Here is a 26405-nt window from a genome sequence, read left to right on the forward strand (position 1 = left end):
GCGTGTTACGGCTGGGCCACAGGGATCACTTCACCGCACCCATGGTCAAGCCGCGCACCAGCTGTTTCGAGGCGATCAGCGCGAAGATCAGCACCGGAATGACGATCAGGGTCGAGGTGGCCATGATCTTGCCATAGGGCAGGTTGTAGCCCTCCATGAAGGACACGGCCATCGCCGGGGCGGTCTTGGCCTCGGAGCGGGTCAGGATCAGGCCGAACATCAGTTCGTTCCACGAGAAGATGAAGGAGAAGATCGCCGAGACAGCCACGCCGGGCATCGCCAGCGGCAGGCAGATCTTGCGCATGATGGTGAACTGCGAGGCACCCTCCAGCCGCGCGGCCTCATCCAGATCATAGGGGATGCCGCGAAACTGGTCGGTGACGATCCAGATCACGATGGGCAGGTTGAAGGTCAGATAGATCAGGATCAGGGTGATATGCTTGTCCAGCAGCCCCAGATTGCGCGCGATCAGAAAGAAGGGCAGCGCCAGCACGATGGGCGAGACCATGCGGTTGGTGATGAACCAGAACCACAGGTCCTTCTTGCCGCGAAATTCAAAGCGGGCCAGCGCGAAGGCGGCGGGCACCCCCAGAAGCAGCGCAAGCAGGGTCGTGCTGACCGCGATGACCAGCGAATTGATCAGGGTGCGCAGCACGCCGTCCTCGAACAGCGCCTCGCGATAGTTTTCCAGCGTCGGCTCGAAGATCCAGACCGGCGGTGCCTTCAGCGCGACGATCTGCGTCTTCAGCGAGGTGGTGACCATCCAGTAAAAGGGAAAGACGCAGAGCGTGATGACCAGCGCCAGAAGCAGGATCTGCCACAGGAGAGAGTTTCTCGTCTGCATGGCTCAGACTTCCTTGTAGAAGACGCGAATATAGATCCGCGCAAGAATGATGGTGATGATCAGCAGGATGACCGCCTGAGCCGAGGCCAGCCCCTGATCGAATCCGCGAAAGCCGACCCTCTGGATCATCAGAGAGATGAACTCGGTCGCCGCCCCCGGTCCGCCACGGGTCAGCGTGAAGACCATGTCGAACAGTTTCAGCGTATCGGCGGTGCGCAGGATCAGCACCGCAGTCAGTCCGGGCAGCAGGAAAGGCAGCTGGACATGGCGCAGAACGGTCCACCAGCTCTTGGTTTCCAGCCGCGCGGCCTCTTCGACCTCGCCGGGAACCATGGTCAGCCCGGCCAGCAGCACCAGCGTCACGAAGGGCGTCCATTGCCAGACATCCCAGAAGATGATCATGGCAAAGGCGTTTTGCGGATCGCCGATCCAGTTGATGTTGGCACCCCCCAGCAGGTGGTTCACCACGCCGAATTTCTGGTTGAACATGACCTGCCCCAGCAGGCCGACCACCGCATAGGTCGTGGCCATCGGCAGCACCAGGCTAAGCCGCGCCAGCGTTTTTAGCAGCGTCAGCCCCGGCTTGTGCAGGACCAGCGCGATCCCCAGCCCCAGAACCAGTTGCAGCGGCAGGGCCGTGGCCAGCAGGAAGAACGTGCGCCCCATCGCCTGCCAGAACACCCCGTCGGTCAGGACGTTCCAGTAATTCTCAAGCCCGATGAATTCGACCTGTTTCAGCTTGGTCAGGTTGAAAAAATGCAGTGAAGTCCAGATCGCGTAGATCAGAGGTGCGATCCCGACGATGGCAAGCCCGAAGACGGCTGGCCCGATAAAACCCAAAATGGTGCGCCGTGAGGTTTGGCCACGCATTCGACAACCTTCCTGTATCGAAAATCGGCAGGGCGGCGCCGGTCACGCCACCCTGCCTGTCCAGTAGTTTACTGTGCCAGAGGCTTGTCGCCCGAATAGTAGCCGGCCTTGTCCAGCACGGCTTCCATGCGATCGCCGATCTCCTTGGCACCTTCTTCGGTGCTGACTTCGCCCAGCATCATCTTGGTGCCCCATTCCTGCACGATCTCGGTGATCTCGGGCCATTCGGCAAAGCGCGGACGGTATTCCGGCACGCCGTTCTGCCAGCTTTCGACCAGCGCGGGCACGAATTTGAAGGTCTCGGCCAGTTCAGGATCCTCATAGACCGACTGACGGGCCGGGACGCCGCCGCGTTCCAGGTATTCGCGGGCATTCGCCTTGGAAGTGGCCCATTGGATGAACAGCCATGCAGCCGCCTTTTCCTTTTCGTCCGCCTGATCGGCGACGGCCAGCGAGAAACCACCCAGAGCAGGCTTGCGGCCCGCCGGGCCCTTGGGTTCGGGCGCGATCTCGACACATTCCGCAACGGTCGAGGTCTCGGGCGAAACCACCGTCGAATAGAAGGACGACCATTCGGTGATCATGGCCACATCGCCCTGTGCAAAGCCGTTGACCGTTTCCGCGTGGTCATAGGCGACGATGCCGTCGGGCATGTATTGCATCAGGTCCTGACGGAACTTCAGCCCGGCCTGGCTTTCCTCGGAGCTGAGGTTCGAGCGGAATTCCTCGTTCAGGAACGATCCTCCGAACGGCCAGAGCATCCGGGCGAAGCTGTCGGCCGATTGCGTCTCGTTGCGCTTGGATTGCAGCGCAAAGGCGTATTTCCCGTCCTTGGTCAGTGCCGGACCATAGGTGTCCTTCAACTCGGCCCAGGTTTCGGGCGGACCGTCAAAGCCGGCTTCCTCCAACATGCAGCGGTTGTAGAACAGCAGCCCCGAATAGTTGTCGAAGGGCAGCCCGTAGGTCACGCCGTTCCAGGTGCCGAACGCATTGAGCGGCAACGGGAAAAAGTCGTCCATGTCCAGATCCGGGTCGATGATCTCGGGGTATTGCGCCTTGATGTCATCGATGGGCACCATCCAGCCGTTCTCGGCAAAGCTGCCGATCCAGACCAGGTCGATCAGCGCAACGTCCAGATCGCCGCCGGCGACAAAATCCCGGACCTGCTCGCCAAGGGCGTTTTCATAGGGATGCTTGATCACATTGACCTTGATGCCGGTCTCTTCCTCGAAAGCCGGCAGCATCGCCTCGACGGCCTCATAGCCGGGGCGCAGCAGGAAGACGACATCGACCGTCGTTCCGCTGTAAGGCGCTGCAGCTTCCTTGAGGCTCCAGCCGTCATCGGCATAGGCGCCCGTCGCCAGCGCGACACTGACGGCAGCCGTACCAAGAAGTGTGTTCAGTCTCATTGGATGTCCTCCCCTCGAGCCCTTTGACCGGCTCGCCCACAGAATTGTGATGATTGCCTAACAAAACTATTGCTATTGCCCCGATGTCAATACAAAAGTGTAGCAACGGATACATTTGATCACATCACATTCAGATGTGACTGACGGGAGGACGCAGCGGTGGCGGCGATTGAGATCAAGGGCATCAACAAGTTTTACGCAGGCATGCAGGCCTTGTTTGATGTCAGCCTCGACATCAAGGACGGTGAGTTCGTGGTTTTCGTCGGCCCGTCCGGTTGCGGAAAATCCACCTTGCTGCGTTCGCTTGCGGGGCTGGAAGGAATCGATTCCGGCACGGTCAGCATTGACGGTCAGGATGTGACCCATGCGGAACCGGCGGACCGCGATATCGCGATGGTGTTCCAGTCCTACGCGCTTTACCCGCATATGAGCGTTCGCGAGAACATGGAATTCGGGATGAAGGTGAACGGCTTTGCGCCAAAGCTGCGCCAGGAACGGATTGCCGAGGCCGCGCGCATCCTGCAGCTTGAGGACTATCTGGATCGCAAGCCGGGTCAGCTGTCGGGGGGGCAGCGTCAGCGGGTCGCCATCGGTCGCGCCATTGTCAAGAATCCCAAGGTCTTCCTGTTCGATGAACCGCTGTCCAATCTGGACGCCAAGCTGCGCGTGCAGATGCGCGTCGAACTGGAAAGCCTGCACAAGCAGCTGAAGGCCACGATGATCTATGTGACCCATGACCAGGTCGAGGCCATGACCATGGCCGACAAGATCGTGGTGCTGAACGCCGGTCGGGTCGAGCAGGTCGGCTCTCCGATGGAGGTTTATCACAAGCCGGTATCGCGCTTTGTCGCCGAATTCATCGGATCTCCGGCCATGAATGTCTTTGATGCCTCGGCCCTGCGCGGGGTTGATCTTGACGGTCAGGCGAAATTCGCCGGTTGCCGCCCCGAGCATTTCGAGATGGCTGCGCCGGGTCGGGGGAATCTCGAGGCAACGGTGACGGTCAAGGAACGTCTTGGCGGTGAAACGCTGCTGTATCTGGCGGTCGCGGATGGTCCGAATCTGGTTGCCCGCGTTGACGGCGATGACGAAACCCGGATCGGGGCGACGATCAGCCTGAACATTCCGCCCCATCGCCTGCATCAATTCGATGTCAATGGTCGCGCCATTCGCTAGGAGATGTCGCGGCCCTGCCTGCTGCCGTGATCCGGGCTATGGCCCGGGCGCCGCTTCTGCGGTGTTCAGGCGGGGGCGGGCCGCAATTGCCTGGCGCTGATCGGTCAGAAAATCGGCCAGAAGGTCCAGTTGCGGATTTTCGGGCCGGTTCTCGGGCATGACCAGATAATAGGCCGTGTCCAGTTTCATGTAATCTGCTGCAGCCGGGACCAGTTTCCCGCTGGAAAAGCTGGCTTCGGCCAGGAATTCGGGCAGCAATGCGGTGCCAAATCCCTGCGCGGCGGCTTCGGCCATGGTCGTGAACTGATCGAACAGCATTCCGCGCAGCCCCTCGACCTGCAGGCCGTGATGGGCAAACCATTCCTCCCATGCGCCGGGACGGCTGTCGAGATGCAGCAGCGGCTTGTCCAGCAGATCGGCCGGGGGCAGTCGCTGTCCGGCAAATGTTTCGGGCGCGGTGGCGGGGATCACCCGGTCGCCGGCCAGATGCAGATGGGTCATGCCCGGCCAGTCCGGGGCGCCATAGTGGATCGCGGCGTCAAAGGATTCGGCAGCGAAATCGATACGCCCGGGCCGGGCGTGCAGATTGATCAGGATATCGGGATAGGCGCGGTTGAATGCCCGCAGGCGCGGCAGCAGCCAATAGGTCCCGAAGCTGGGCAGCATGGCCAGCGTCAGCGTATCGCGCGAGCCGCCGGCCCGGACCCGCAGGCTTGCCCGCGCCAGATCTCCCAGAACAACGCGCACGGATTGGGCATATGTGGTGCCAGCGGGGGTCAGGCTCAGCCCCTTGCCGTCGCGTTGCAGCAATCGCACGCCGATCTGTCCCTCAAGAACCTTCAACTGCCGACTGACCGCGGAATGGGTCAGCGAAAGCTCTTCGGCCACGGCGCTGGCCGTGCCAAGGCGCTCGACCGCCTCAAGCGCGAGCAGGGATGAAATCGAGGGCAGGAAGCGGCGTGGTGCTATCATGTGAGTTTTTCTCCAGTCATTGGGAGAAATTGTCAATTTTTTATTTCAAAATATCCGAATAGTCTTGCGGTTAACGACAGGGATGGAAAGAAGTCATTGGCCTATGATGGGGTGTTTCAAGATGCGCCGTGCATGACCGGGATCGCAAGATCCGGAATCATGCCGGGTGGCGGAAATTGCGCAAATCCGCCGGGGGCTACGGCCTTTGGCGTGGGATCTGCACCGGCAGAGACCGGGCTGCCGGCCTGCTCTGTCAGGGTGATGGCCCCGCTTTTCGGCCCCATTCCTGATGTCACGTCCCGTTTCTCCCGCAAGGCCGATTGCGGCGGCGGGCGCCTGATTGGCGCGCCCGCAGGGACCAATCATATGTGCCGTCCAGATGCGACGGTGAACAATCCGACCAAGATGCCGCTGGCACAGGGGGTGAAATTTGACAACTGATCCGGGGAACAGCCTTTGGCGCGCCAGTTCGGTCGAGCGCCTGGAAACACCGCCGCTCGCCTGCGACCGGCAGGTTGACCTTGCCATTGTCGGGGGCGGCTTCACCGGCTGTTCGGCAGCCTTGGAGGCGGCGCGCATGGGGGCCTCGGTCGCGTTGTTCGAGGCCAACAGCTTTGCCCATGGCGGCTCGGGGCGCAATGTCGGGCTGGTGAATGCGGGGTTGTGGCTTCCCCCCGATACCGTCCTGGCCCAATTGGGCGAAACGGCCGGGCGGCGGCTGATGGACGTTCTGGGACAAGGGCCGCAACGGGTCTTTGACCTGATCGCCCGCGAAGGCATCGAATGCGAGGCCACCCATGCCGGCACCCTGCATCTGGCCCATTCTGCTGCAGGGATGAAGGATCTGGCCCGCCGCCATCGGCAAGGCAATCGCGTCGGGGCGCCGGTGCAATTGCTGGATGCGGATGAAACCGCCCGCCGCACTGGCTCGCAGGCCTTTCACGGTGCGCTGCTGGACCCGCGCGCGGGCACGGTGCAGCCGCTGGCCTATTGCAATGGTCTGGCCCGAGCCGCCCAGAGAGCCGGGGCCGAACTGCATGAACACAGCCCGGTTCGCGCATTGCGCCGCGATGGCAGCGACTGGTTGCTTGAGGTGAATGGCCATCGCGTTCGTGCCGGGGCGCTGTTGCTGGCCACCAATGCCTATCACATGGGGCTGGATGCGCCCGCCCGCCCGATCAGTTCGATCGTGCATTACAGCCAGTTCGCGACCGCTCCCTTGCCGGATGACATGCGCGCGCGCATTCTTGCCGGCGGTGAAGGCTGTTGGGATACGGCGCTGGTCATGTCCTCGTTCCGCATGGATGCGGCGGGGCGGCTGATCGTTGGCGGCATGGGCAAGGCCAGTGGTCCGGGCAGCCGGATTCATGCCGGTTGGGCCCGCCGCAAGCTGCGCCAGATCTATCCGGAACTGGCGAAGATGCCCTTTGAATATCAATGGTATGGACGTATCGCCATGACCAGTGACCATGTCCCGAAGGTGCTGCGTTTCGGCCCGCGGGCCTGCACCATATTCGGATATTCCGGGCGCGGGATCGTGCCGGGCACGATCTTCGGAACCGCCGCCGCACAGGCGCTGTTGCAGGATGCGCCCGAGGCCTTTCCGCTGGCGGTTCAGGACAGCTATCACGAGCGTTTCACCGGGTTGCGAACGGCCTGGTTTGAACTGGGCGCGACGCTGTTTCACGCGGTTCGCCCGCTTCCCTTCACCTGAACAGGGATCTTGTCGATGATCAATTCCCGTCATCTGGATGAAATCCGTTTCCGCGATTTGCGAACCGCCTTTGGTTGCCGCATGGTGGCGCCGGTCAGGTGGCGTGAATGACCGCGCAATCGGATGGCAGCATCGCCAGGACTGAAATTCAGGGCGAGGGGCAAGAGATCGCCGTGGTGGGCGCCGGTATCATTGGCGTCACCACGGCCTATCATCTTGCCCGCGCCGGACATCGGGTCACCGTGATCGACCGCGCCGCCGGTCCCGCCGAAACCTGCAGCTTTGCCAATGCCGGAATCATCGCCGTGGGTCATGCTGAAAGCTGGGCTGGACCGGATGCGCCGCGCCAGATGCTGCGCGCGCTGGCCGGGCGAGATCCCAGCGTCCGCGTCAGCCGGTTGCTGGATCCGGCGCTGTGGCGCTGGGGGCTGGGATTTCTGCGCAACTGTTCAACAGCCGCCCACAAGCGCAATTCAGACGCCATGCTGCGTCTGGCGCGGCTGGGTCGCAGCACGTTGCAGCAGATGGAGGCCGAACTGGGCTTTCCCTTTGCCCAGGGTCACGATGGGGTCGTCTATCTTTATACATCGGCAAGGCAATTTGCCGCGCGGTTGCAAGGCCCGATCGGTGGCGAGACCGGCTTTGCCGCCTGCAGTGCCGATCAGCTGACCGAACTGGAACCGGCCCTGAGCGCCTTTGCGGGGCAATTGCAGGGCGGGCTGGTCTCGAATGTCGATTCCAAGGGTGATTGTCGATCCTTTGCCCGGCAACTGGCCGATTGGCTGGCGCGCGAGAAGGGCGTTCGTTTCCGCTTTGGCTGCGAGGTTGCGGGGATCGAGCGTGACGCAAACCGCGCCAATGCGCTGCTGACCGATCAGGGCCGCATCGACTGTGCGCAGATCGTGCTGGCCACAGGTGTGGCGACACCGCGGCTGCTGCGCCCGCTGGGGCTGCGCGCGTCGATCTATCCGGTCAAGGGCTACTCGGCCACATATCCGATCCTTGACCCCTCGCGCATCCCCGCACGGCCCTTTGTTGACGAGACCAGCCTGCTGGCCGTCACCCGGCTGGACGACAGGCTGCGCGTTACCGCCATTGCCGAATTTGCCGGCCATGACAACCGGGTGCGCCCCGACCGGCTGGCCTATCTGGACGACTATGTCCGCCGCCATTTCAAGGGTGCGGTCGATCTGGACGGTGCCAGCCATTGGGCGGGATTGCGCCCGACCACGCCCAGTGGGCGCCCCTATCTGGGACAGCTGAAGCCGGTCCCCAATATCTGGATCAATGCCGGTCACGGCCAGCTTGGCTGGACCATGTCGGCCGGGGCCGGGCTGGTGCTGGCCAATCAGATCGCGGGGCAGGCGTCCGGTCTTGGCGCGATCTCGGAGCAGGCCGGATGGCTGAATGCTCCGCAATGATTTCAACGCGAACAGGAAGGGCAGACATGTACCCCTGACCTGCGCCCCTGACTTCTTCCACTGCGGGGTGAAGTCACAACCCAGAAGAGCCCGGCAAACGGGCCGCGCCGATCTACACAGAACAACAGAGAGAATAACCCATGGAACTACAGACGACAGACGTGCGTCCTTCGGTCTGGATGGCCCTTGTGCCCATCGTCCTGACGCTTGCGCTTCTTGGCGTGCAGATCTTCTATTACGGGGATTTCACCCCGCATATCCCGCTGGCCATCGGTATTGCGCTGACCGCGCTGGTCGGGCTGGCCGAGGGGCTGAAATGGGATCAGGTCGAAAAGGGGGTCTTCCACGTCATCGCGGTGTCCTTTCCTGCTGTCTCGGTCTTGCTGCTGGTCGGCATGATCGTGGGCACCTGGATCGCCTCGGGCACCGTGCCGACGCTGATCTATTACGGGCTGTCGCTGTTGTCGCCGCAGATCTTTCTTGCCGCGGGCATGGTGCTGTGTTCGATCGTGTCGCTGTCGCTCGGCACCTCATGGGGAACCGTGGGCACCGTCGGTCTGGCACTGATGGGCATTGGGGAAGGGTTCGGCATCCCCGCCTATTGGACCGCCGGGGCGGTGGTTTCGGGTGCCTTCTTCGGGGACAAGATCTCGCCGCTGTCGGACACCACGAATCTGGCACCCGCAGTCACCGAGACGAATGTGTTTGACCATATCCGCAACATGATCCCGACCACGATCCCGGCCATGCTGATCGCGCTGGCGATCTATACCGTCGTCGGCTTCACCATGATCGGCGATGCGCCCTCCTTCGAGCGGATCGAAAGCTTCAAATCGGCCCTGTCAGGGGCATTTGTCATCTCTCCATGGCTGCTCTTGCCGGCGGTGCTGGTCATCACTCTGGCCGTGCTGAAGATGCCCGCAATTCCGACGCTGTTCATCGGGGTCGTGCTGGCCTCGATCATGGCGGCGGTCGTGCAGGGCGCACAGCTTCACGACATCTTCACCTATGCCAACTACGGCTACAAGGTCGAGACCGGCGTCGAGGCGATGGACAAGCTGATGAACCGTGGCGGCATTCAGTCGATGATGTGGACCATCTCGCTGATCCTGATTGCGCTGGGTTTCGGTGGCGCGCTGGAGCGCACGGGCTGTCTGGCGACACTGATCGAGGTGCTGACCACGCGGGTCAAGAGCTTTGCCGGAATCCAGACCTCGGCGATCATGGCTTCGGTCGCGACCAATACCGTCGCCGGGGATCCCTATCTGTCGATCGCGCTGCCGGGGCGCATGTTCTATCCGGTCTATGACCGCATCGGCTATTCGCGTCTGAACCTGGCACGGGCCACGGAAGAGGGTGGCACGCTGATCTCGCCGCTGATCCCGTGGAATGCGGGCGGAGCCTTCGTCATCACCGCGCTGGGGCTGGGCCTGTCCGAAGGCAACTTCGAGAACCTTCTCTACATCCCGCTGTCATTTGCCTGCTGGCTGTCGCCATTGATCGGCATCTTTTATGCCTGGACGGGCCTGTTCTCGCCCAAGGCGTGATCCTGCGGACAGCGCAACGACTTGCCCGCCCTGGTGACAGGGCGGGCCTTTTGTTGTCGGAATGGGATCGGGCCTGCGGGTATCGATCGGGGCGATCACGACCAGGGGCCGGACTTTCTGCGGTTTCGGATCCTGGGCACGCGGCTGGCTGCAACGGGACGGGCAGCATCAAGAGTGGTCTGAGCAGGCCGCGCCGTCATGGCGCGCAGGGCGGCGATGCGGTTTTCGGTCGCCGGATGCGTGGCGAAAAGGCTGTCGCGCTTGTTGGCGTGCAGCGGGTTGATGATGAACATATGCGCCGTTGCCGGATTGCGTTCGGCGGCGTCATTGTCGATCCGGGCCGCCCCCATGGCGATCTTTTCAAGGGCCGAGGCCAGCCAGATCGGCTGACCACAGATTTCGGCCCCGGCCTTGTCGGCGGCATATTCGCGCGTTCGGCTGATGGCCATTTGCACCAGCCCCGCCGCCATCGGCGCAAGGAACATCATCATCAACGTGCCGACCAGCCCCAGCCTCTCGCGCGAGCCACCGAAGAAAAGCGCGAAATTGGCCAGCATGGAAATCGCACCGGCAAAGGTCGCCGTGACGGTCATGATGGCGGTGTCGTGGTTGCGGATATGAGCCAGCTCATGGGCGATCACGCCGGCCAGTTCCTCGCGCGTCAGGCTGCGCAGCAGGCCCGAGGTCACGGCCACGGCGGCATTGGCTGGGTTGCGACCGGTCGCAAAGGCATTGGGCTGGGGCGTGTCGATCAGGTAGAGCCGGGGCATCGGCAGGCCCGCATTGCGCGCCAGTTCGCTCGTCAGGGCGTGCAGGCCCATCCGGTCGCCCTCTGGCACCGGCTGGGCGTTATGCATGCGCAGGACCATGCGGTCCGAATTCCACCAGGTGAATGCGTTCATGGCCGCCGCGACCAAAAGCGCGATCACCGCGCCGCCAGATCCGCCGATCAGATAGCCGACGCCCATGAAAAGCGCCGTCATCGCGGCCATCAACATCGCTGTCTTCACATAGCCCATCTTGGTCCTTCCGAACTGAAAACCGAGGGATCAGGCCCAATATGGGAAGCGCATCACCCTGTGCAAGCCTGCCACCCGGGAACTGCGGCGATGCGGGTGCTTGTCAAAATCGCCGGAAAAAGTGGCATGGGGACGATATCAGCGGGTTGGCCCGGGTGATGCAAGAAGTCTTTGCTTGATAAACATCAATCGCGCAAAGGTTGTGCCTTGATGCATTAACGCAATTGTGAGAACTGTCGCGCTCTTGTATTGGCCGACCGCCCCAGCCTTGACGACAGTCGGACCCAGCTAACCATGATTGGATCGAATATGCGCTTTGCACTGGCAGGATGCCTTGCCCTATTGCCCTTGGCTGCGTTGTCACAGACGGCCACCGACAGTTTCGATGTCCGCATCACCATCGCCGAAGAGTGCGAGATCACCTCGACCCAGACGCTGGATTTCGGCAACGCCGGCGTTCTCAGCACCAATGTGGATGCGACAGCGGTGCTGCAGGTGACCTGCACCAATTCGACCCCCTATGATATCGCGCTGGATGCGGGTGATGGCTCGGGGGCCACGGTCAGCGACCGGCTGATGACCTCGGCGGCATCGGATACGATCACTTACCGGCTGTATTCCGACAGTGGCCGGACGTCGATCTGGGGAGAGACCTCGGGCACCGACACCCAGGGGGCAACCGGCAACGGATCGGCGCAATCCTACACCATCTATGGCCGCGTGCCCGTGCAGACGACACCGGCCGCTGGTGATTTCACCGACACGGTTGGCGTTACCGTCACCTATTGAGGGACAGGCTGATCATGATGAACCTGCTGTGTCGCGGCCTTCTGGCCCTTATGCTTTGTCTGTCGTTCTCGACATTTGCGGGGGCCGATGGGCTGCGCGTGTCGCCCGTCATGCTGGATGTCCCCGCACCGGGGGCGACCACGACGCTGACCCTGCGCAATGAAGGCCGCCAGCCGATCACCGTGCAGGCGCGCAGCTTCCGCTGGGAGCAAGGCAAGGGACAGGAAAGACTGCGCCGCACCAAGGATGTCGTGGTCAGCCCCCCGGCAACCCGGCTGGCGCCCGGCGCCAGCCAGACCATTCGCGTGGTGCGCACCTCCAAGCGTCCGGTGCGCAGCGAGGAAGCCTATCGCGTCTTCATCAACGAAGTGCCCGATCAGGGCCGCAGCCGCAGCGGTGCCGTGGCCTTTGCGACCGAGTTGCGCATCCCGGTGTTCTTTACGCCCGCCGGGGCCCGCAACCCCGATGTGGTCTGGTCGCTGCGCAACAGCCGTGGGGCGACCTTTCTGGTGGGTCAGAACCGTGGCGACACGCGGCTGCGGCTGGCGGATCTGCGCATGACCGGTGCCAGCGGTGCCAGGGTCGCGCGGCGCGGTCTGGTCGGCTATGTTCTGGGCGGGGCAACCATGCAATGGCCGGTCGCCGCTGCCGGTCGGCTGGGTGCCGGTGCAAGGCTGAAGGCGGCCACCAATCTGGGAACGCTGGATGCCCAGGTCCCAGCAAGGTAGTCCCGGCCCAGGATATCTTCCGACCTGCTGGCTTCTTGCCTTCGCGCTCTTCACCGCTCTTGCCGGGCCGACTGCGGCCCAGGATGCCGGGGAAGGGCGCGATCTTTATCTGGAGGTCTTCGTCAACGGACAGCCCAAGAACCTTGTCGCCCGGATTACCGATCTTGGCGACGGGGTCTTGTCGGCGGATGCGGAAGAACTGCGCAACAGCGGGATTCTGCCCGACAGCGTGACGACGCGGGGCGAGTTGCGCCTGGGTGACATTCCCGGTCTTGGCTGGCGTCTGATCGAATCCGAACAGGTCATCCGCTTCATCGTTCCCGAGGGATTGCTGGCCCCCAAGGTGATCAGCGCCGGACCAGCCGAGCGCGACCCCTTCGCCGCCGAAGAAGACGCAGCCCCCGTGATTGATCATGGCTATGGGCTGGTCCTGAACTACGGGCTGAATCTGGACAGCTGGCGCACCGCAGCCGGTGAGACCGGGCAGAGCGCCTCGGGCAGTTTCGACAGCCGCCTGTTCATGCCGATGGGAACCTTCAGTCACGGTTTCGTGCTGGTCGATGACGACGCGGGCAAACTGAGCTATCGTCGGCTGGACAGCTATTGGCGCAGCGCCTTTCCGGGCCGCGCGGTGCAGGTGCAACTGGGTGATATTGCCACGCGCGGGCCGGGCTGGTCGCGGCCGGTGCGGCTGGGCGGCCTGATGGTCGAACGCAATTTCGGGCTGCGGCCCGATCTTCTGACCCTGCCTCTGCCCGGTTTCGAGGGCAATGCCGCGCTGCCTTCGACGGTCGAGGTCTTTACCAATTCCATTCGCAACTACAGCGGTGATGTGCCTGCCGGTCCGTTTCGCATCGACGATCTGCCGATTGCCAGCGGCTCGGGCATGGCGCGGGTGGTGGTGCGCGATGTGACCGGGCGCGAAACGCAGATCGACATGCCCTTTCTGGTGTCCGACGCCCTGTTGCGCCCCGGCATGGCCGATTTCGCATTGTCGGCGGGGCGGCCCCGGCTGAGCTTCGGGCTGGAAGGCGACGGCTATGGCGATGACATCTATGGCGTCGCGACGCTGCGCTATGGGCTGAGCCAGGGGTTGACCGTGACGGCCCATGCCGAGGGCGGCCCGGGGCTGACCATGGGCGGTCTGGGCGTCACCTCGCGCGTGGCGCATCTGGGCACGGCCAGCCTCAGCTTTGCCCATAGCCGCGCGGATCGCGGCGAGGGCTGGCTGCTGGACCTGTCGACCGAGCTTGAATTCGGGCGGACACGTATGTCCGGGCGGATCCTGCGCAGCGGCGGGCAGTTTTCCGATATTGCCGCGGTCACCGCCGATGCGGATCTGACCAGTTCGGAATTTCCCAACCGCATCGCGCAGCTGTCGATTTCCCGTTCACTGGGAAACGCGCGTGACGGTTCCGCCAGCCTGTTCCTGTCGGATCTGCGGCAGGCCGATATGACATCTGAAACCAGCCTTGGCATTACCTACACCCGGCAGGTTCTTGGCGATGCCAGCCTGGCCCTGACCGCTGTGGCGCAACGCGGGGCCGAGGATGATCAGCTTGTCGGCCTGCAACTGCATATGCCCCTTGGTGGGCGCCGCAGCGCGAGCGTATATGCCGAACATCGTCGCGAAGGCTGGCGGCAATCGATGAACATCAGCGGGCGCAGCAAGAGCGGCGTGCCGGGCTGGGATTGGCGTCTGCAGGCCACACGCAATGACTCGCTGTCGGTGTTGGGCCGGGCCGCCTATGAGAACCGACTGGGCCGGGCCGAGGTTGGGGCCAGCACCTCGAATGGGCATCGCAGCCTCGGGCTGCGTCTGGATGGCGCTGTCGTGGTGGCCGGCGGCGGTCTTTTCCTGTCGCGCAGCATCGACGATTCATTTGCCGTGGTGGATGCCGGGGCACCGGGCGTCGAGGTCAGCGCCGAGAACCGCCCCGTCGGACGCACCGGTCGATCGGGAAAGATCCTTGTCCCCGATCTGCGCGCCTATGAGCCCAACAACCTGTCCATCAACCCCGAGGGTCTGCCCCTCGATGCCGCCGTTGGCGCGACGCGGAAATCGGTCCGCCCCGCCCATCGCGCCGGCGCGCTGGTGAGTTTCGGTGTCGAGGCCAGCGCGCATGAGGCGCTGATCGCGCTGGTCGATGCCGATGGGCAGCCGCTGCAGGTCGGCGGCAAGGTGGTGCTGAACGGCCTTGATCAGGAATTGCTGGTCGGCTTTGACGGCGAGGTCTTCGCGCTGGGTCTGCAGGCGCGAAACGAGATCGTGGTGTCCTATGGTGGCGGGCGTGGCTGCAGCGCGCAGTTTCCCTATACCGATGAACCCGGCATCCTGACTGAAATCCGAGGAGTACCCTGCCTGTGACCGCAAGCCGTTCCCGGCCTCTGGCCGCCCTGTTGCTGTTCCTGCTGGCGGCATTTCCATCTGCTGTCCGGGCGCAAAGCTGCAGCTTCTCGGCCAGCGATATCGTTCTGGGTCAGATCGACGTGCTGGGCGGTGGCGCGACGGATGCCGTCGGCAATATCGACGTCGACTGTTCGACCTTTCTGGGACTGCTGTCCTCGATCGAGATGGAGATCCATCTGGGCGAGGGGCAGGGCGGGCTGAGCGGCGGCCTGAGGCGGATGACCAGCGCCACCACATCAACCGGACTGAGCTATGAACTGTATCAGGATGCGGCGCATAGCACCGTCTTTGGCGGCAGCTATGGCTCTCATGGTGGTCAGTCGGTCTATCTGAGCGGATCCAGCCTGCTGACCGTGCTGACCACATCGGGGGTGAATGTGCCGGTCTATGCCCGTGTGCCAGCCGGACAATCAGCCGTCACGCCGGGCAGCTATAGATCCAGCTTCAGCCGCAATCCGCTGGACGTGCGGGTTGAGTATCGCACCTGCGCGCTGCTTGGGTTGCTGGGGTGCAGCAACCGCACGGCAAGCTTCAGCTTTGACGTTCGCGGCGAGATATCGCCCGATTGCCGGGTCGAGGCCGATGATCTGGATTTCGGTTCGGTCGGCTTGTTGAATCAGGCCGTCGATGCCGCCAGCCAGATTCGTGTCACCTGCACCGCGGGGTCCAGCTTCGATGTCGGGCTGGGTTATGGTCTGCATGGCAGTGACATGAACGACCGCCACATGCAGGATCTGGCAGGAAATCAGGTCAGCTATCAGGTCTATCGCGACAATGGCCACAGCCTGGGTTGGGGGCTGCCTGCGGATGGAGCCGCATCGACCTCGGCGGGATCGGGGGCGGTGGAGAGCTTTACCGTCTATGGGCGGGTTCCGGTCCAGACCACTCCGCCGCCGGGAAATTATTCCGACACGCTGGTGGTGACGGTGACCTATTGAAGCCCTGCGCGCGCGGCCTGCCGCCAGGCCTGTCCTGCCGTGGGAAAGCCGGGACGGGATCGGGATGAGGCTGACTGTCGTTTCTGCAAGCCTGTTCAGGCGCTGTTGCGTATGATCAGCTGGCCCTGGAATTGTCGGTCAAGGCAGGTTCCATCCGCATTTTCCAGAACATCGACAAGATAGTTTGACATGTCGGTCAGCGGCTGGCGATAGGTGGTCAGGCAATAGTTGGGGCTGGCCGCCTGAGGAATGTCGTCGAAACCGATGACGGCGACATCCTCGGGGACGCGCAGCCCCAGGCAATGGCGCAGGGTGTCGATGACACCCAGAGCAAGCGCATCATTCTCGCAGACGATGATATCGGGAAGATCGTCGCGCCGACGCGCCTTCAATGTGTCCAGCGCGATATTCGCTGCAAGGGTGGCATCATAGCGGGGCACCGTGACGCTGTCGGGCGTCTGGGCGAAGCGGTCCTGCCAGATCGCTGCAAAGGTCTCTTTGCGCAGAAGATGCGCCGAAATCGTCGGGGGGCCGGCGATATACAGCGGATTGCGATAGCCCCTTTCGATCACATAGGCGGTGATTTCGCGCGTGGCGGCCTCGTCATCGACGGCAATCGAGATGGTATCGGGATTCTGCGATTGCCGGGCAAAGATGATAAGCTTCTTGAAGCGGCGCGCGCGATGTGCCGTGGCAAGAACCTCGTCATCGAACTGGATGCCGATCAGGATCGTCGCATCGACCCGGCGCTGGCTGGCATTCAGCAAGGCCGGCTGCGTGTCATCGCGATCAAGGGTGTTCACCAGCAGCGTGTCCCAGCCGCGCCGACGCAGGGCGCGGGTCAGGCGTTCAAGCATTACCAGCTTGTGTGGATTGGTGAAATCATCGACGAGCAATGCCACCAGGTTGGACCGCGTCGAGGCCAGCGCCGCCGCGCCCAGATCCGGGACATAGCCAAGCGATTGCGCCGCCGACATCACCTTGGCGCGGGTCCTGGGCGAAATCGAGGCATCCTTCTTGAAGGCCCGGTTGACGGTCCATCTGGAAACCCCGGCCGAGGCGGCGACATCATCGGCGGTGACGTTGGTAATTCTGTCGGTCTTGGGCACTTGCGCGCTTTCCATCTCTGTGGCGGGCCGATTGGCACGGCGATGTAAGGATAACGGTTGCAAAAGGGAAATCCACCCGAAATGCACGCGCGTGCAGGAATCTGTTGCACGCGCGTGCAAGAAATGTATTCCTGTTGTCTCGATGGCAGGCATCCACCTGCGATTCGAGTGTCGAACATGCCGAAGCCGGGCCCGGTTCGGGCCAGAAGGGGCGCGGCATGGGAAACGATAGGGGAGGAATACAGATGAAGAAATTTCTTGCTTCGGTCGCTGCGGCCGCGGCCTTGACCGCGATGCCGGTCGCCGCAGCCGATATCATTGTCGTCGCCCATGGTCAGGCCAATGATCCGTTCTGGTCGGTGGTCAAGAACGGCGTCCAGCAGGCGGGCGAGGATTCCGGCGCCAATGTCGAATTCCGGTCGCCCGAAACCTTCGACATGGTTCAGATGAGCCAGTTGATCGATGCCGCCGTGAATCAGGAGCCTGACGGGCTGGTCGTGTCGATCCCCGATGTCGATGCGCTTGGTCCGTCAATCCGGCGCGCGGTCGAGGCCGGGATTCCGGTGATCTCGATGAACTCCGGTTCGGATGTTGCGCGCGAACTGGGCGCATTGCTGCATGTCGGCCAGTCGGAATATGACGCAGGCAAGGCCGCAGGCGAGAAGCTGGCAGAAATGGGCGGCACCAAGGGCATCTGTGTCAACCACGAGGTGGGCAATGTCTCGCTGGACCTGCGTTGTGACGGCTTTGCCGAGGGGTTCGGCCAGGAAGTGAACGTCATTCCGACGCAGAACGACCCGACCGAGGTTCAGTCCAAGGTCCGCGCGGCGCTGGAGTCCGATCCTGATGTGGATACGGTTCTGGGGCTGGGTGCCTCTCTGGTCGGTGAACCCGCCGTTGCCGCCGTCAAGGCGCTGGGTCGCGACGATGTTCTGGTCGCCAGCTTCGATTTGTCGGCGGGCTTTCTGCAATCGGTCGCCGATGGCGATGCGGCCTTCGCCATCGACCAGCAGCAGTTCCTGCAAGGTTATCTGCCGGTCATGTTCCTTGCGCTGAATGCCGAATACGGCCTGGTGCCGGGCGGTGATGTCGCCTCGGGGCCCAACCTGGTGACCAAGGAGGCCGCGGAGCAGGTCATCGAGCTGTCGGCTCAGGGCATCCGCTGATGTGAAACCCGAGGGGGCGCGCCTTTCTGCGCGACCTCTCATCCGAACCGGAGGTGACCATGTCTGCAGAAAATCTTTCGCAACCGGATGAGCGTATGCGCGCGGAATCCCTGGCGACCAAACTGATGAAAAAGCCGGAACTGGGGGCAATCGGCGGCGTGGTGCTGGTGACGCTGTTCTTCCTGTTCACCGCTGACAGCACGATGTTCACGCTGTCGGGCATCATGAACTTCATGACCCCCGCCGCACAGCTGGGCATTCTGGGCATCGCGGCGGCCATGCTGATGATCGGCGGTGAATTCGATCTGTCGATCGGCTCGATGGTGGCATTTGCCGGGATGGTCTTTGGCGTGCTGACGGTCAACATGGGCTTGCCACTGATTTTCGCGATCCCGCTGACCATGGCATTTGCCGCCGGCATCGGCGCGGTGAATGGGACCATCGTGCTGCGCACGGGGCTGCCATCCTTCATCGTGACGCTGGCGGGGCTGTTCATTCTGCGTGGCGCGGCGCTGGTCGGGCTGAAGCTGTTCACCGGCGGATCGACCCAGCTGCGCGGCGTGCGTGATGCGGTCGAGGGCGACTGGCTGGCTCCGCTGTTTTCGGGCGATGCCTTTCCGGGGCTGTTTGCCTGGCTGTCCGGCCTTGGCCTGATTGACAGCTTCAAGTCCGGCATGCCGAAGGTGCCGGGCATTCCGGTCGAGATCATCTGGTGCCTGCTGATCGCCCTGGTGGCGACCTATGTTCTGGTGCGCACCCCGGTCGGGAACTGGATCTTTGCCACTGGCGGCGACAGCAATGCCGCCAAGAACTCGGGCGTGCCGGTGCGCGGCGTCAAGATCTCGTTGTTCATGCTGACGGCCTGCGCGGCCAGCCTGGTTGCCATCATCACCGTGATGGATGCCGGATCGACCGATGCGCGCCGTGGCTTCATGAAGGAATTCGAGGCCATCATCACGGCGGTGATCGGGGGCTGCCTGCTGACCGGGGGCTATGGTTCGGCCATCGGGGCGTTCTTCGGGGCCATCATCTTCGGCATGGTGACGATCGGCCTGACCTATACCAGTTTCGACCAGGACTGGTTCCAGATCTTCCTTGGCGGAATGCTGTTGCTGGCGGTGGTGTTCAACAATGTGATCCGCAAGCGCGTGACGGGAGAGCGGTAAGATGACCCAGCCGATCATCCATATGGAAAACATCAAGAAGCATTTCGGCAATGTGATTGCGCTGAACGGTGTGACCTTCGATGTCACCCCGGGTGAATGCCACTGCCTTCTGGGCGACAACGGCGCCGGAAAATCCACCTTCATCAAGACCATGTCAGGGGTGCACAAGCCGACCTCGGGAGAGATCTTCTTCGAGGGCAGGCCGATGTCCTTCGACAGCCCGCGCGAGGCGATGGAGGCCGGGATCGCCACGGTCTTTCAGGATCTGGCCATGATCCCGCTGATGTCGGTCACGCGCAATTTCTTCATGGGGCGCGAACCCACCAAGGGCCGCGGGTTGACCAAGCGGCTGGATATCGAACGTGCCAATGAGATCACCATGGAGGAGATGCGCAAGATGGGCATCAGCCTTCGCGCCCCCGATCAGGCGGTCGGCACGCTGTCGGGGGGCGAGCGCCAGACGGTGGCCATCGCCCGCGCGGTCTATTTCGGCGCCAAGGTGCTGATCCTTGACGAGCCGACCTCGGCCCTTGGCGTGCGCCAGACCTCGAATGTGCTGTCCACCATCGCACGGGTCCGCCAACAGGGGGTGGGCGTCGTGTTCATCAGCCACAATGTCCGTCACGCACTGGCCGTCGGCGACCGCTTCACGGTGCTGAACCGGGGCCAGACCCTCGGCACAGCCGTTCGGGGCGAGATCACGGCATCCGAGCTGCAGGACCTGATGGCCGGTGGTCAGGAAATGGCCGAGCTGGAAGGATCACTTGGCGGAACGATCTGAATGTTTAGTCCCGGCATTTGGTGGATTGGATTTAGGGTAAAACGATCAGGCTCTGAGGTCCAGATCTTACAGATGTATTCGTAGGGCGTAAGGCCGCTGAGGGTCTTGAGTCTGCGGCCAAGATTGTAGGCTGCCGGGAAGTCCGCAAGATGGGTGCGGAGTTGGTCGTGGTTGTCGTAATGGAACCGCTTGACGGTCGCCTCCTTGATCGTGCGGTTCATCCGCTCGACCTGGCCATTCGTCCACGGGTGCTTCACCGTGGTCAGTCTGTGCTCGTTCTCATGCTCCCGGCAGACGCGGTCAAAGATGTGTTCGAAAGCATTCGTATCGCGGCTTCGATTTGCGAGTTGCACGCCGTAACACCTTCGGAATGACGCTGTTTCAGAGGCTATGATTGCCTGCGCAGCCCTCACAAAGCGCAGCAGGTGATCATAGCCGTGTCTCAGGCCTCTACAGTGGTTTTTGCAACAAGCCACACCGCAAGGGAGACCGACTATGACCGATATGGCGTCCTTCCATTCTCGAGAAAGGATCGCACCATTAAATCGTGGAATCAAACAGCTGAGGATCAAGTTTATCAAGGTCTCGAAGCATCGTGATGCCATCCTGACCAGCACATCCTGGGAAATTGCCGCTCCGCTACGTTGGGTAACGAGATCCTTGCGGCGGCGATAGGCATTCCCCGCGGCTCTGTTCTGCCTTCCGTATGCGATAACCTGTCGGCTCGCCAAGAAAGAACATCTTGAAGGGCCATAACCCCATAAATTCCATAATCTTCATTATTCATCATACTGATGTAGCCGGGCCCATTCTAGATTGGGTTGCGACAATTCCCCTATCTTGCTGGAAAGCAAGGAGAATGGAAGATGGCCCACATAGAGCTGGATTTGCGAGAACGGCGCACAATTGAGGATATGCTGAACGCAAAGACGCCCGTGAGCAAGATCGCGGCTTCGCTCGGCAGGCATCGCTCTACTGTCTACCGGGAAATCAAGCGCAACCGCTTTGAAGACAATGAACTGCCATATCTGAACGGCTACTACGGTGTGAACGCGCAGCGAGCCGCGGCCGCCAGACGCATGCGCCGGCGCAAGCTCGTGCGATTGAAAGAACTGCGCAAAGCAGTGATCACCCAATTGAAGGAAGGCTGGTCACCAGAGCAGATTGCCGGCCGTCTTTGGTTTGAAGGCCAACCGGTGCGCGTGAGCCACGAGACCATTTACGCTTACGTCTATGGCCCCGATGGCCAATCCGAAGAACTGGCGCGCCACCTGCCGAGCCGGCGCAAGAAACGGCAGCCGCGCTATGCGCGCAGGCCGCGCGGCCTTGTTTTCCCGCCGGAGCGCTCCATTCATCAGCGCCCGGAGCACGTGAAGTCCCGCGAGACATTCGGTGAATGGGAAGGCGATCTGATGATTTTCGAACGCGCTCAGGGCAATGCCAACGTGGCCACGCTTGTAGAGCGAAAGACGCGGTTTGCCGTCTTGCTCAGAAACCAGGACCGGAGCACCACACACCTGATGAACCGGCTGATGGACGTCATGGAACCCCTGCCCCAGCCGGCGCGGAGCTCCATCACTTTCGACAGAGGGATCGAGTTCCGGAACTGGCGCAAGCCCAAGCCTGGGATCGGAACGGAAGCGTGGTTCTGCGATCCCCAAGCGCCCTGGCAGAAAGGCACGGTCGAGAACACCAACAACAGGCAGCGAAGGTACCTGCCCTGCTCGACCGAACCGACGGCGCTGACAAATCGATATTTGAGGTCGATTTGCCACCGCCTCAATTCAACGCCGCGCAAATGCCTGGGCTACAGAACCCCTGCGGAAGTCTTTGAAAGCGAGCTTATGGCCATTCGGAATGGGGTAGAATAAAAACGATATCAGACAGTTGCACTTCGCCGTGAGTTCACACCGCAAAGCTAAAATGTCATCCATGAGCAATTCAGAAGTGTCACTCTCGCCTGCGATGTTAGCAGGCAGAGAGATCGGGCATGGGATGGGTGATGATGAGCAAGCGCGAGCTGAATCGTGTGGAAGTTCTGGCGTAGTTCGCTGATGGCCGGGTGACGGTAAATGACGCGGCGCCTCTGTTGGATGTGACGCGGCGCCAGGTATTCAGGCTGCTGAAGCGATATCGATTATGGTGCGGCGGCGGTCCGGCACAACGCGCGTGGCAAGCCTGCGAACAACCGGATTCACAAGGCGAAGCGCGACTGTGCCGGGGGTGTCCTGAACTTTGTGTATCTGGCCCGGCCCATGCGGTTTCAGATGTTCAAGCGTCGAAGCGCTCGCCGAACATTATGGCGAACTGGTTGCGGGCTGAAAACCATTCCCGGCCCATTTCTCCTCGAAGGCATTGAGCTCGGCCGTGGCCAGATCGGCACTCGGGGCGCTGTAGATCCGGTCCAGATCGACGCCACGGTCTTGCGGTCATTCCATGCGCAGAAGTTCAGGGAATGACGGACCAGGTGAACGATGCAGCTTTGCACTGCGGCATCGGGAAAGTCTGCCGTGATCGCCTCCGGGAAGCCCTTCAGCCGGTCCAAGACGGCAATCAGAACATCCTGAACACCCCGGTTCTTCATCTCGTTCATCACCGAGAGCCGGAATTTGGCACCTTCGTTCTCGGCGATCCAGAGACCCAGAACCTCGCGCTGGCAATCGCGGGCGCAGCCGGACACATATCCCCGATGTACAAAGCCCGTCATAGAGGTCTGAATGTATTGCGGATCGGTCTGGGTTTGACCGCCGGGATCGCGATCTGACGTTCCTGCTCTTTGCGAACAGGAGGATCGCCTGCCGGTCACCACATGCTGCGACGATTTGTCCGGGCCGTGCGGCGCTGCCGAAAGACCCTGCAATCCGTCGCAATTAGCCGTTCTTGCCGGACATGGAGCTGTCGGGCTGGGCGGATCCGGTGAAGACCTCTGTCGTTGCGGATTGCCAGCCCGCCACGGCTTCACGTAAGATCGTCGGCGGAGGATTTATGGCACAACCGCGCGTCATCCGCATTGTTTTCCGAGAGACCGGCATGGCCCTGGCCATGCTGGCTGTCTGGATGCTGTGCCTGTTCGCGCCGCTGCACCAATCTGCCGGGGCCCTGCGCGACATGGCCAAGGCAGGGGTGGATATTTCCGGCGCCTGGTCGATCTGTGTCAGCATCGCCCAGGGCGAGACGGACCCGGACAAGGCGGTGCCCGATTGCCCCGCGCAAGGGATTGCAAAAACCGGCCTTTCGCTGCCCGTGCCAGCCGATGTCGTGGCAATCGACCGGGATGTGGTGGATGTCATTGACCGCGCCCTGCAATACCGCCTGCCGATACCTCCCCCCCGTCTTGGGCGTATCCAGCCCCGCGCACCTCCTTCCATGGTCTGAAACCACGGGTTCCGGCGCTTTTGCGCATCGGAACGTGATCCTCCGCAAGAACGCGGGGCGGATTTGCCGCCCTGTTTCAGACCATCAAGGAGTTCCATGCCATGAAGCATGTCTTGACCAGTTTCGCCCTTCTGGCGCTGGCGTCACCGGCCCATGCCGATCAGCCTGTCACCATCAATTTCGCAGCCGAGATCGGGGGCCAGCCTTTTGCCTGCGGCACCAGCTATGCGGGGCTGGGCGCGACCGATGCCGCAGTCGAGGTCACCGATTACCGGATGTTCGTCTCTGCCCCGGCGCTGCTGCGCACTGACGGTTCCTTGCAACCCATCGCGCTGGATCAGGATGGCAAATGGCAGATGGGGGATGTCGCGCTGCTGGATTTCGAGGATGGCTCGGCGAGCTGTAATGGCACCGGCAACGCGGATATGAATACCAGCCTGCGCGGCACGGTGCCCGATGGCGACTATCAGGGGCTGGCCTTCACCATCGCAGTGCCCTTTGACAAGAACCACGTTGACCCAACGACGGCGCCTGCGCCCTTTAATGCCACCTCGATGTTCTGGAACTGGCGCGGCGGCTATCGGTTCCTGCGTATCGACATGGTGCCGACCGACAAGGCCGAGGATGGGCCGAAGGGCTGGTTCCTGCATCTGGGTTCAACCATGTGCAAATCGGCCTCGAAAACCGAGTCGCCAAGCGAATGCGCCAATCCCAACCACATGCGGTTGATGTTCACCGGGTTTGATCCGGAAAGCAATCTGGTGGTGATCGACCCCGCGCCGGTCGTCGCCGAGGCCGATCTGCGCATCAATGCCCCCGAAACCTCGCCCGGCTGCATGTCATTTCCCGAGGACAGCGACTGCCTGACCGTGATGGGAAAGCTGGGCCTGCCCTATGGCGATGTCCCGGCAGGACCGCAACAGCTGGTATCGGTGCGCTAGGCATGCGACGGCAATTGACGGCGCTTCTGGCTCTGGCGGTTTCATCCGCCGGGGCCGCAGGGACGGAGGCAGCGGAAACCGCACCCTATGTCTGGCCGATGCCGGCCTGGATGGCCCCGCCCCCCGTGCCCGAAGACAATCCGATGAGCGCGGCCAAGGTCGAACTGGGCCGCCACCTGTTTTATGATTCACGCCTGTCCCGCGACGGCACGATTGCCTGTGCATCCTGTCACGATCAGGCACGTGGCTTTACCGATGGACGGGCGCTTGCCGTGGGGATCGATGACACAGCGGGCATTCGCAATGTGCCGGGGTTGGCCAATGTCGGCTATTTCCCGGTTCTGACCTGGGGCAATCCGCATATGACCAGCCTGGAGTTCCAGTCGCTGATCCCGTTGTTTGGCGACAATCCTGACGAGATGGGCAGCAATGGCCGCGAAGACGACATTTTCGCCCGGCTTGCCGGAGATCCCTATTACGCCAAGGCCTTCCCCGAAGTATTCCCCGAGCGCCCGGCCATCGATCTGTTCACCGTGACGCGCGCGTTGGGGGCCTTTGAGCGCAGCCTGATCTCTCTGGACAGCCCCTATGACCGGTTCAAGTATTGGGGCGAGGAGGATGCCCTTTCCGAGGCCGCCAAACGGGGCGAACAGCTGTTCTTCGATCACCGGTTCGAGTGCTATCATTGTCATGTCGGCGTGCTGTTTACCGACAACCTGCAGACCACGCGCAGCGCTCTGCGCGAGACCGGCAATCACAACACCGGCCTGTATAACATCGATGGCGATGGGGCCTATCCGCCCCGGGCGACAGGATTTTACGAGTTCACCGGCGATCCTTCGGACATGGGGCGCTTTCGCACGCCATCCCTGCGCAATGTCGGGGTGACAGCCCCCTATTTCCATGACGGATCGGCGGAAACGCTGGAGGAGGTGCTGGCCCATTACGCCCGCGCGGGGCGCGAGATCACCGATGGCCCCTATGCCGGTGACGGGGCCAGAAACCCTCACAAGGACGGAATGATCGTCGGATTTGCCGCCAGCGAGTCCGAAATCTCCGATATCATCGCCTTTCTGAAGAGCCTGACCGATGAGCGCTTTCTGACCAATCCGGCCTATGGGGATCCCTGGCCGCAGGGGCATCCGGCCACAGCCGACAGGGTGATGCCATGAGGGTGCTTGCCGTGTTGTTCACGCTGCTGACCGCCCTGCCCGCCCCGGCGCATGAATTCCTGCTGGGGGATATGCAGATCATCCATCCCTCACTGCCTGCCACGCCGGTCAATGCACGCTCGGCTGCGGTCTATATGGCGCTGTCCAATGACGGCCCCGAGGACGAACGGCTGCTGGGCATCGAAACGCCCTTCGGCATGGTGCGCTTTCTGGAGCCGGTCACCGATGCGCGGGGCAACACCCGGATGCGCGAACGCGCCTGGGTGGATATTCCGGCCGGAGAGATTGTCATGCTTGCCCGCGGAGAGATGCGTGGCAGCCTGGCCAATGTGAACCGCCCGCTGGTCGAAGGTGACGAATTGACGGGAACGATGATCTTTGAAAAGCGCGGGCGCTTTGACATGTTTTTTCTGATCGACCCGGTCGAAGCCGAGGCCGAATTCGATCCGGTCAGTCTTGCCTCCCCGGCCGTATCCGAAACGGATCGCGCCGCAGATATTGCCGCCATCGCCGGCGCGCTGCGCGATGTGCTGGCCGCGCCGCAGGCCATGATTGCTCCCGTGGTGCTGGCCGGCGATGTCGCGATTGCTGGCTGGACCGATGGTCGCGTAGGCGCAAGGGCCTTTTTGCGGCGCAAGGGCACGCAATGGCAGGTCGAACTGTGGTCCAATGACAGTCTGCTTTTGCTCGCGACATTGACCAGCCTGGGCGTGTCGCGCGTTCAGGCCGCCGCCCTGCGTGCCGAGATGCGCGCCGCCGAAGCTGCTCTTGGTCCCGGTTTCACGTCTCGTTTCGATGCCTTTCCCGGCACCGCCCATGCGCCACGGGACAAGCCATGACCCCCTTGCCGACAATTTG

Annotated in this window: 23 protein-coding genes and 2 pseudogenes; 17 read left to right on the forward strand and 8 right to left on the reverse strand. The window is 62.4% G+C overall.

Annotated features, from left to right (window positions below; genetic code table 11):
* Positions 1–25: 25 nt before the first annotated feature.
* The 3 genes from JHW44_RS14990 to JHW44_RS15000 form a co-directional block, all read right to left on the reverse strand.
* Positions 26–844, reverse strand: a complete 819-nt coding sequence (locus JHW44_RS14990; RefSeq protein WP_089345483.1) for a carbohydrate ABC transporter permease — start codon at positions 842–844, stop codon at positions 26–28.
* Positions 845–847: 3 nt separating this feature from the next.
* Positions 848–1714, reverse strand: coding sequence for a carbohydrate ABC transporter permease (locus tag JHW44_RS14995; RefSeq protein WP_089345482.1), 867 nt, complete (start codon positions 1712–1714; stop codon positions 848–850).
* A 68-nt stretch (positions 1715–1782) separates the two neighbouring features.
* Positions 1783–3123: an ABC transporter substrate-binding protein gene (locus JHW44_RS15000; protein ID WP_089345481.1), complete on the reverse strand. Its 1341-nt coding sequence runs from the start codon at positions 3121–3123 to the stop codon at positions 1783–1785.
* Positions 3124–3282: 159 nt separating this feature from the next.
* Between JHW44_RS15000 and JHW44_RS15005 the strand changes: the two genes are divergently transcribed.
* Complete coding sequence (locus tag JHW44_RS15005) at positions 3283–4299, forward strand: ABC transporter ATP-binding protein (protein WP_089345480.1); 1017 nt, start codon at positions 3283–3285, stop codon at positions 4297–4299.
* 36 nt (positions 4300–4335) lie between these two features.
* On the opposite strand, the gene JHW44_RS15010 is transcribed toward JHW44_RS15005, so the two are convergent.
* Positions 4336–5271, reverse strand: coding sequence for a LysR family transcriptional regulator (locus JHW44_RS15010; RefSeq protein WP_089345479.1), 936 nt, complete (start codon positions 5269–5271; stop codon positions 4336–4338).
* On the opposite strand from JHW44_RS15010, the gene JHW44_RS15015 reads away from it, so the two are divergent.
* The 4 genes from JHW44_RS15015 to nhaC all read left to right on the forward strand — a co-directional run bounded on the left by JHW44_RS15015 (position 5272) and on the right by nhaC (position 9953).
* Positions 5272–5712: a hypothetical protein gene (locus JHW44_RS15015; protein ID WP_143811472.1), complete on the forward strand. Its 441-nt coding sequence runs from the start codon at positions 5272–5274 to the stop codon at positions 5710–5712.
* Entirely contained in the window at positions 5702–6985 is a 1284-nt protein-coding gene (locus JHW44_RS15020) for an NAD(P)/FAD-dependent oxidoreductase (RefSeq protein WP_089345477.1), read from the forward strand. Before JHW44_RS15015 ends, JHW44_RS15020 begins: the two co-directional genes overlap by 11 nt.
* Before the next feature lie 107 nt (positions 6986–7092).
* The gene (locus JHW44_RS15025) at positions 7093–8406 is read left to right on the forward strand and encodes an FAD-dependent oxidoreductase (protein WP_089345476.1); all 1314 of its coding nucleotides are present in this window, start codon (positions 7093–7095) and stop codon (positions 8404–8406) included.
* Between the two features lie 140 nt (positions 8407–8546).
* Positions 8547–9953 (forward strand): Na+/H+ antiporter NhaC, encoded by a 1407-nt coding sequence (gene nhaC / locus JHW44_RS15030; RefSeq protein WP_089345475.1) that lies wholly within the window; start codon positions 8547–8549, stop codon positions 9951–9953.
* Between the two features lie 95 nt (positions 9954–10048).
* Here nhaC and htpX read toward each other — a convergent pair whose 3' ends face one another.
* Positions 10049–10972, reverse strand: a complete 924-nt coding sequence (gene htpX / locus JHW44_RS15035) for a zinc metalloprotease HtpX (protein WP_089345474.1) — start codon at positions 10970–10972, stop codon at positions 10049–10051.
* 309 nt (positions 10973–11281) lie between these two features.
* On the opposite strand from htpX, the gene JHW44_RS15040 reads away from it, so the two are divergent.
* The 4 genes from JHW44_RS15040 to JHW44_RS15055 are packed head-to-tail and all read left to right on the forward strand — an operon-like array spanning position 11282 to position 15837.
* Positions 11282–11761: a Csu type fimbrial protein gene (locus tag JHW44_RS15040; protein ID WP_089345473.1), complete on the forward strand. Its 480-nt coding sequence runs from the start codon at positions 11282–11284 to the stop codon at positions 11759–11761.
* Between the two features lie 14 nt (positions 11762–11775).
* Positions 11776–12489 (forward strand): fimbrial biogenesis chaperone, encoded by a 714-nt coding sequence (locus tag JHW44_RS15045; RefSeq protein WP_089345472.1) that lies wholly within the window; start codon positions 11776–11778, stop codon positions 12487–12489.
* Entirely contained in the window at positions 12467–14857 is a 2391-nt protein-coding gene (locus JHW44_RS15050) for a fimbria/pilus outer membrane usher protein (RefSeq protein ID WP_089345471.1), read from the forward strand. Before JHW44_RS15045 ends, JHW44_RS15050 begins: the two co-directional genes overlap by 23 nt.
* On the forward strand, positions 14854–15837 hold the full coding sequence (locus JHW44_RS15055) for a Csu type fimbrial protein (RefSeq protein ID WP_089345470.1): 984 nt from the start codon (positions 14854–14856) through the stop codon (positions 15835–15837). The genes JHW44_RS15050 and JHW44_RS15055 overlap by 4 nt, the downstream gene beginning before the upstream one ends.
* A 95-nt stretch (positions 15838–15932) precedes the next feature.
* On the opposite strand, the gene JHW44_RS15060 is transcribed toward JHW44_RS15055, so the two are convergent.
* On the reverse strand, positions 15933–16946 hold the full coding sequence (locus tag JHW44_RS15060) for a LacI family DNA-binding transcriptional regulator (protein ID WP_272850314.1): 1014 nt from the start codon (positions 16944–16946) through the stop codon (positions 15933–15935).
* Positions 16947–17191: 245 nt separating this feature from the next.
* On the opposite strand from JHW44_RS15060, the gene JHW44_RS15065 reads away from it, so the two are divergent.
* The 3 genes from JHW44_RS15065 to JHW44_RS15075 are packed head-to-tail and all read left to right on the forward strand — an operon-like array spanning position 17192 to position 20059.
* Positions 17192–18112: a sugar ABC transporter substrate-binding protein gene (locus JHW44_RS15065; RefSeq protein WP_089346205.1), complete on the forward strand. Its 921-nt coding sequence runs from the start codon at positions 17192–17194 to the stop codon at positions 18110–18112.
* A 59-nt stretch (positions 18113–18171) separates the two neighbouring features.
* Entirely contained in the window at positions 18172–19278 is a 1107-nt protein-coding gene (locus JHW44_RS15070; RefSeq protein WP_089346204.1) for an ABC transporter permease, read from the forward strand.
* 1 nt (position 19279) lies between these two features.
* Positions 19280–20059, forward strand: a complete 780-nt coding sequence (locus tag JHW44_RS15075) for an ATP-binding cassette domain-containing protein (protein WP_272850315.1) — start codon at positions 19280–19282, stop codon at positions 20057–20059.
* On the opposite strand, the pseudogene JHW44_RS15080 reads toward JHW44_RS15075, so the two are convergent.
* Positions 20014–20388: pseudogene (locus JHW44_RS15080) on the reverse strand (integrase core domain-containing protein); the annotation flags it as partial. The gene JHW44_RS15075 and the pseudogene JHW44_RS15080 sit on opposite strands and share 46 nt — an antisense overlap.
* Before the next feature lie 537 nt (positions 20389–20925).
* Here JHW44_RS15080 and JHW44_RS15085 point away from each other — a divergent pair.
* The gene (locus JHW44_RS15085) at positions 20926–21930 is read left to right on the forward strand and encodes an IS30 family transposase (protein ID WP_272850316.1); all 1005 of its coding nucleotides are present in this window, start codon (positions 20926–20928) and stop codon (positions 21928–21930) included.
* Positions 21931–22404: 474 nt separating this feature from the next.
* On the opposite strand, the pseudogene JHW44_RS15090 reads toward JHW44_RS15085, so the two are convergent.
* A pseudogene (locus tag JHW44_RS15090) lies at positions 22405–22733 on the reverse strand (transposase); the annotation flags it as partial.
* A 311-nt stretch (positions 22734–23044) separates the two neighbouring features.
* On the opposite strand from JHW44_RS15090, the gene JHW44_RS15095 reads away from it, so the two are divergent.
* The 4 genes from JHW44_RS15095 (at position 23045) to JHW44_RS15110 (ending at position 26386) form a co-directional block, all read left to right on the forward strand.
* Positions 23045–23434 carry a hypothetical protein gene (locus JHW44_RS15095; protein ID WP_143811520.1) on the forward strand — a complete coding sequence of 130 codons (390 nt, stop codon included), beginning with the start codon at positions 23045–23047 and terminating at the stop codon, positions 23432–23434.
* Between the two features lie 101 nt (positions 23435–23535).
* Positions 23536–24375 carry an MbnP family copper-binding protein gene (locus JHW44_RS15100; protein ID WP_245847493.1) on the forward strand — a complete coding sequence of 280 codons (840 nt, stop codon included), beginning with the start codon at positions 23536–23538 and terminating at the stop codon, positions 24373–24375.
* A gap of 2 nt (positions 24376–24377) precedes the next feature.
* Positions 24378–25547, forward strand: a complete 1170-nt coding sequence (locus JHW44_RS15105; RefSeq protein ID WP_089346182.1) for a methanobactin export MATE transporter MbnM — start codon at positions 24378–24380, stop codon at positions 25545–25547.
* Complete coding sequence (locus tag JHW44_RS15110; protein WP_089346181.1) at positions 25544–26386, forward strand: copper uptake system-associated protein; 843 nt, start codon at positions 25544–25546, stop codon at positions 26384–26386. Before JHW44_RS15105 ends, JHW44_RS15110 begins: the two co-directional genes overlap by 4 nt.
* Positions 26387–26405: the final 19 nt, after the last annotated feature.

This window comes from Paracoccus seriniphilus (assembly GCF_028553745.1).
In the GTDB taxonomy this organism is placed as follows: Bacteria; Pseudomonadota; Alphaproteobacteria; order Rhodobacterales; family Rhodobacteraceae; genus Paracoccus; species Paracoccus seriniphilus.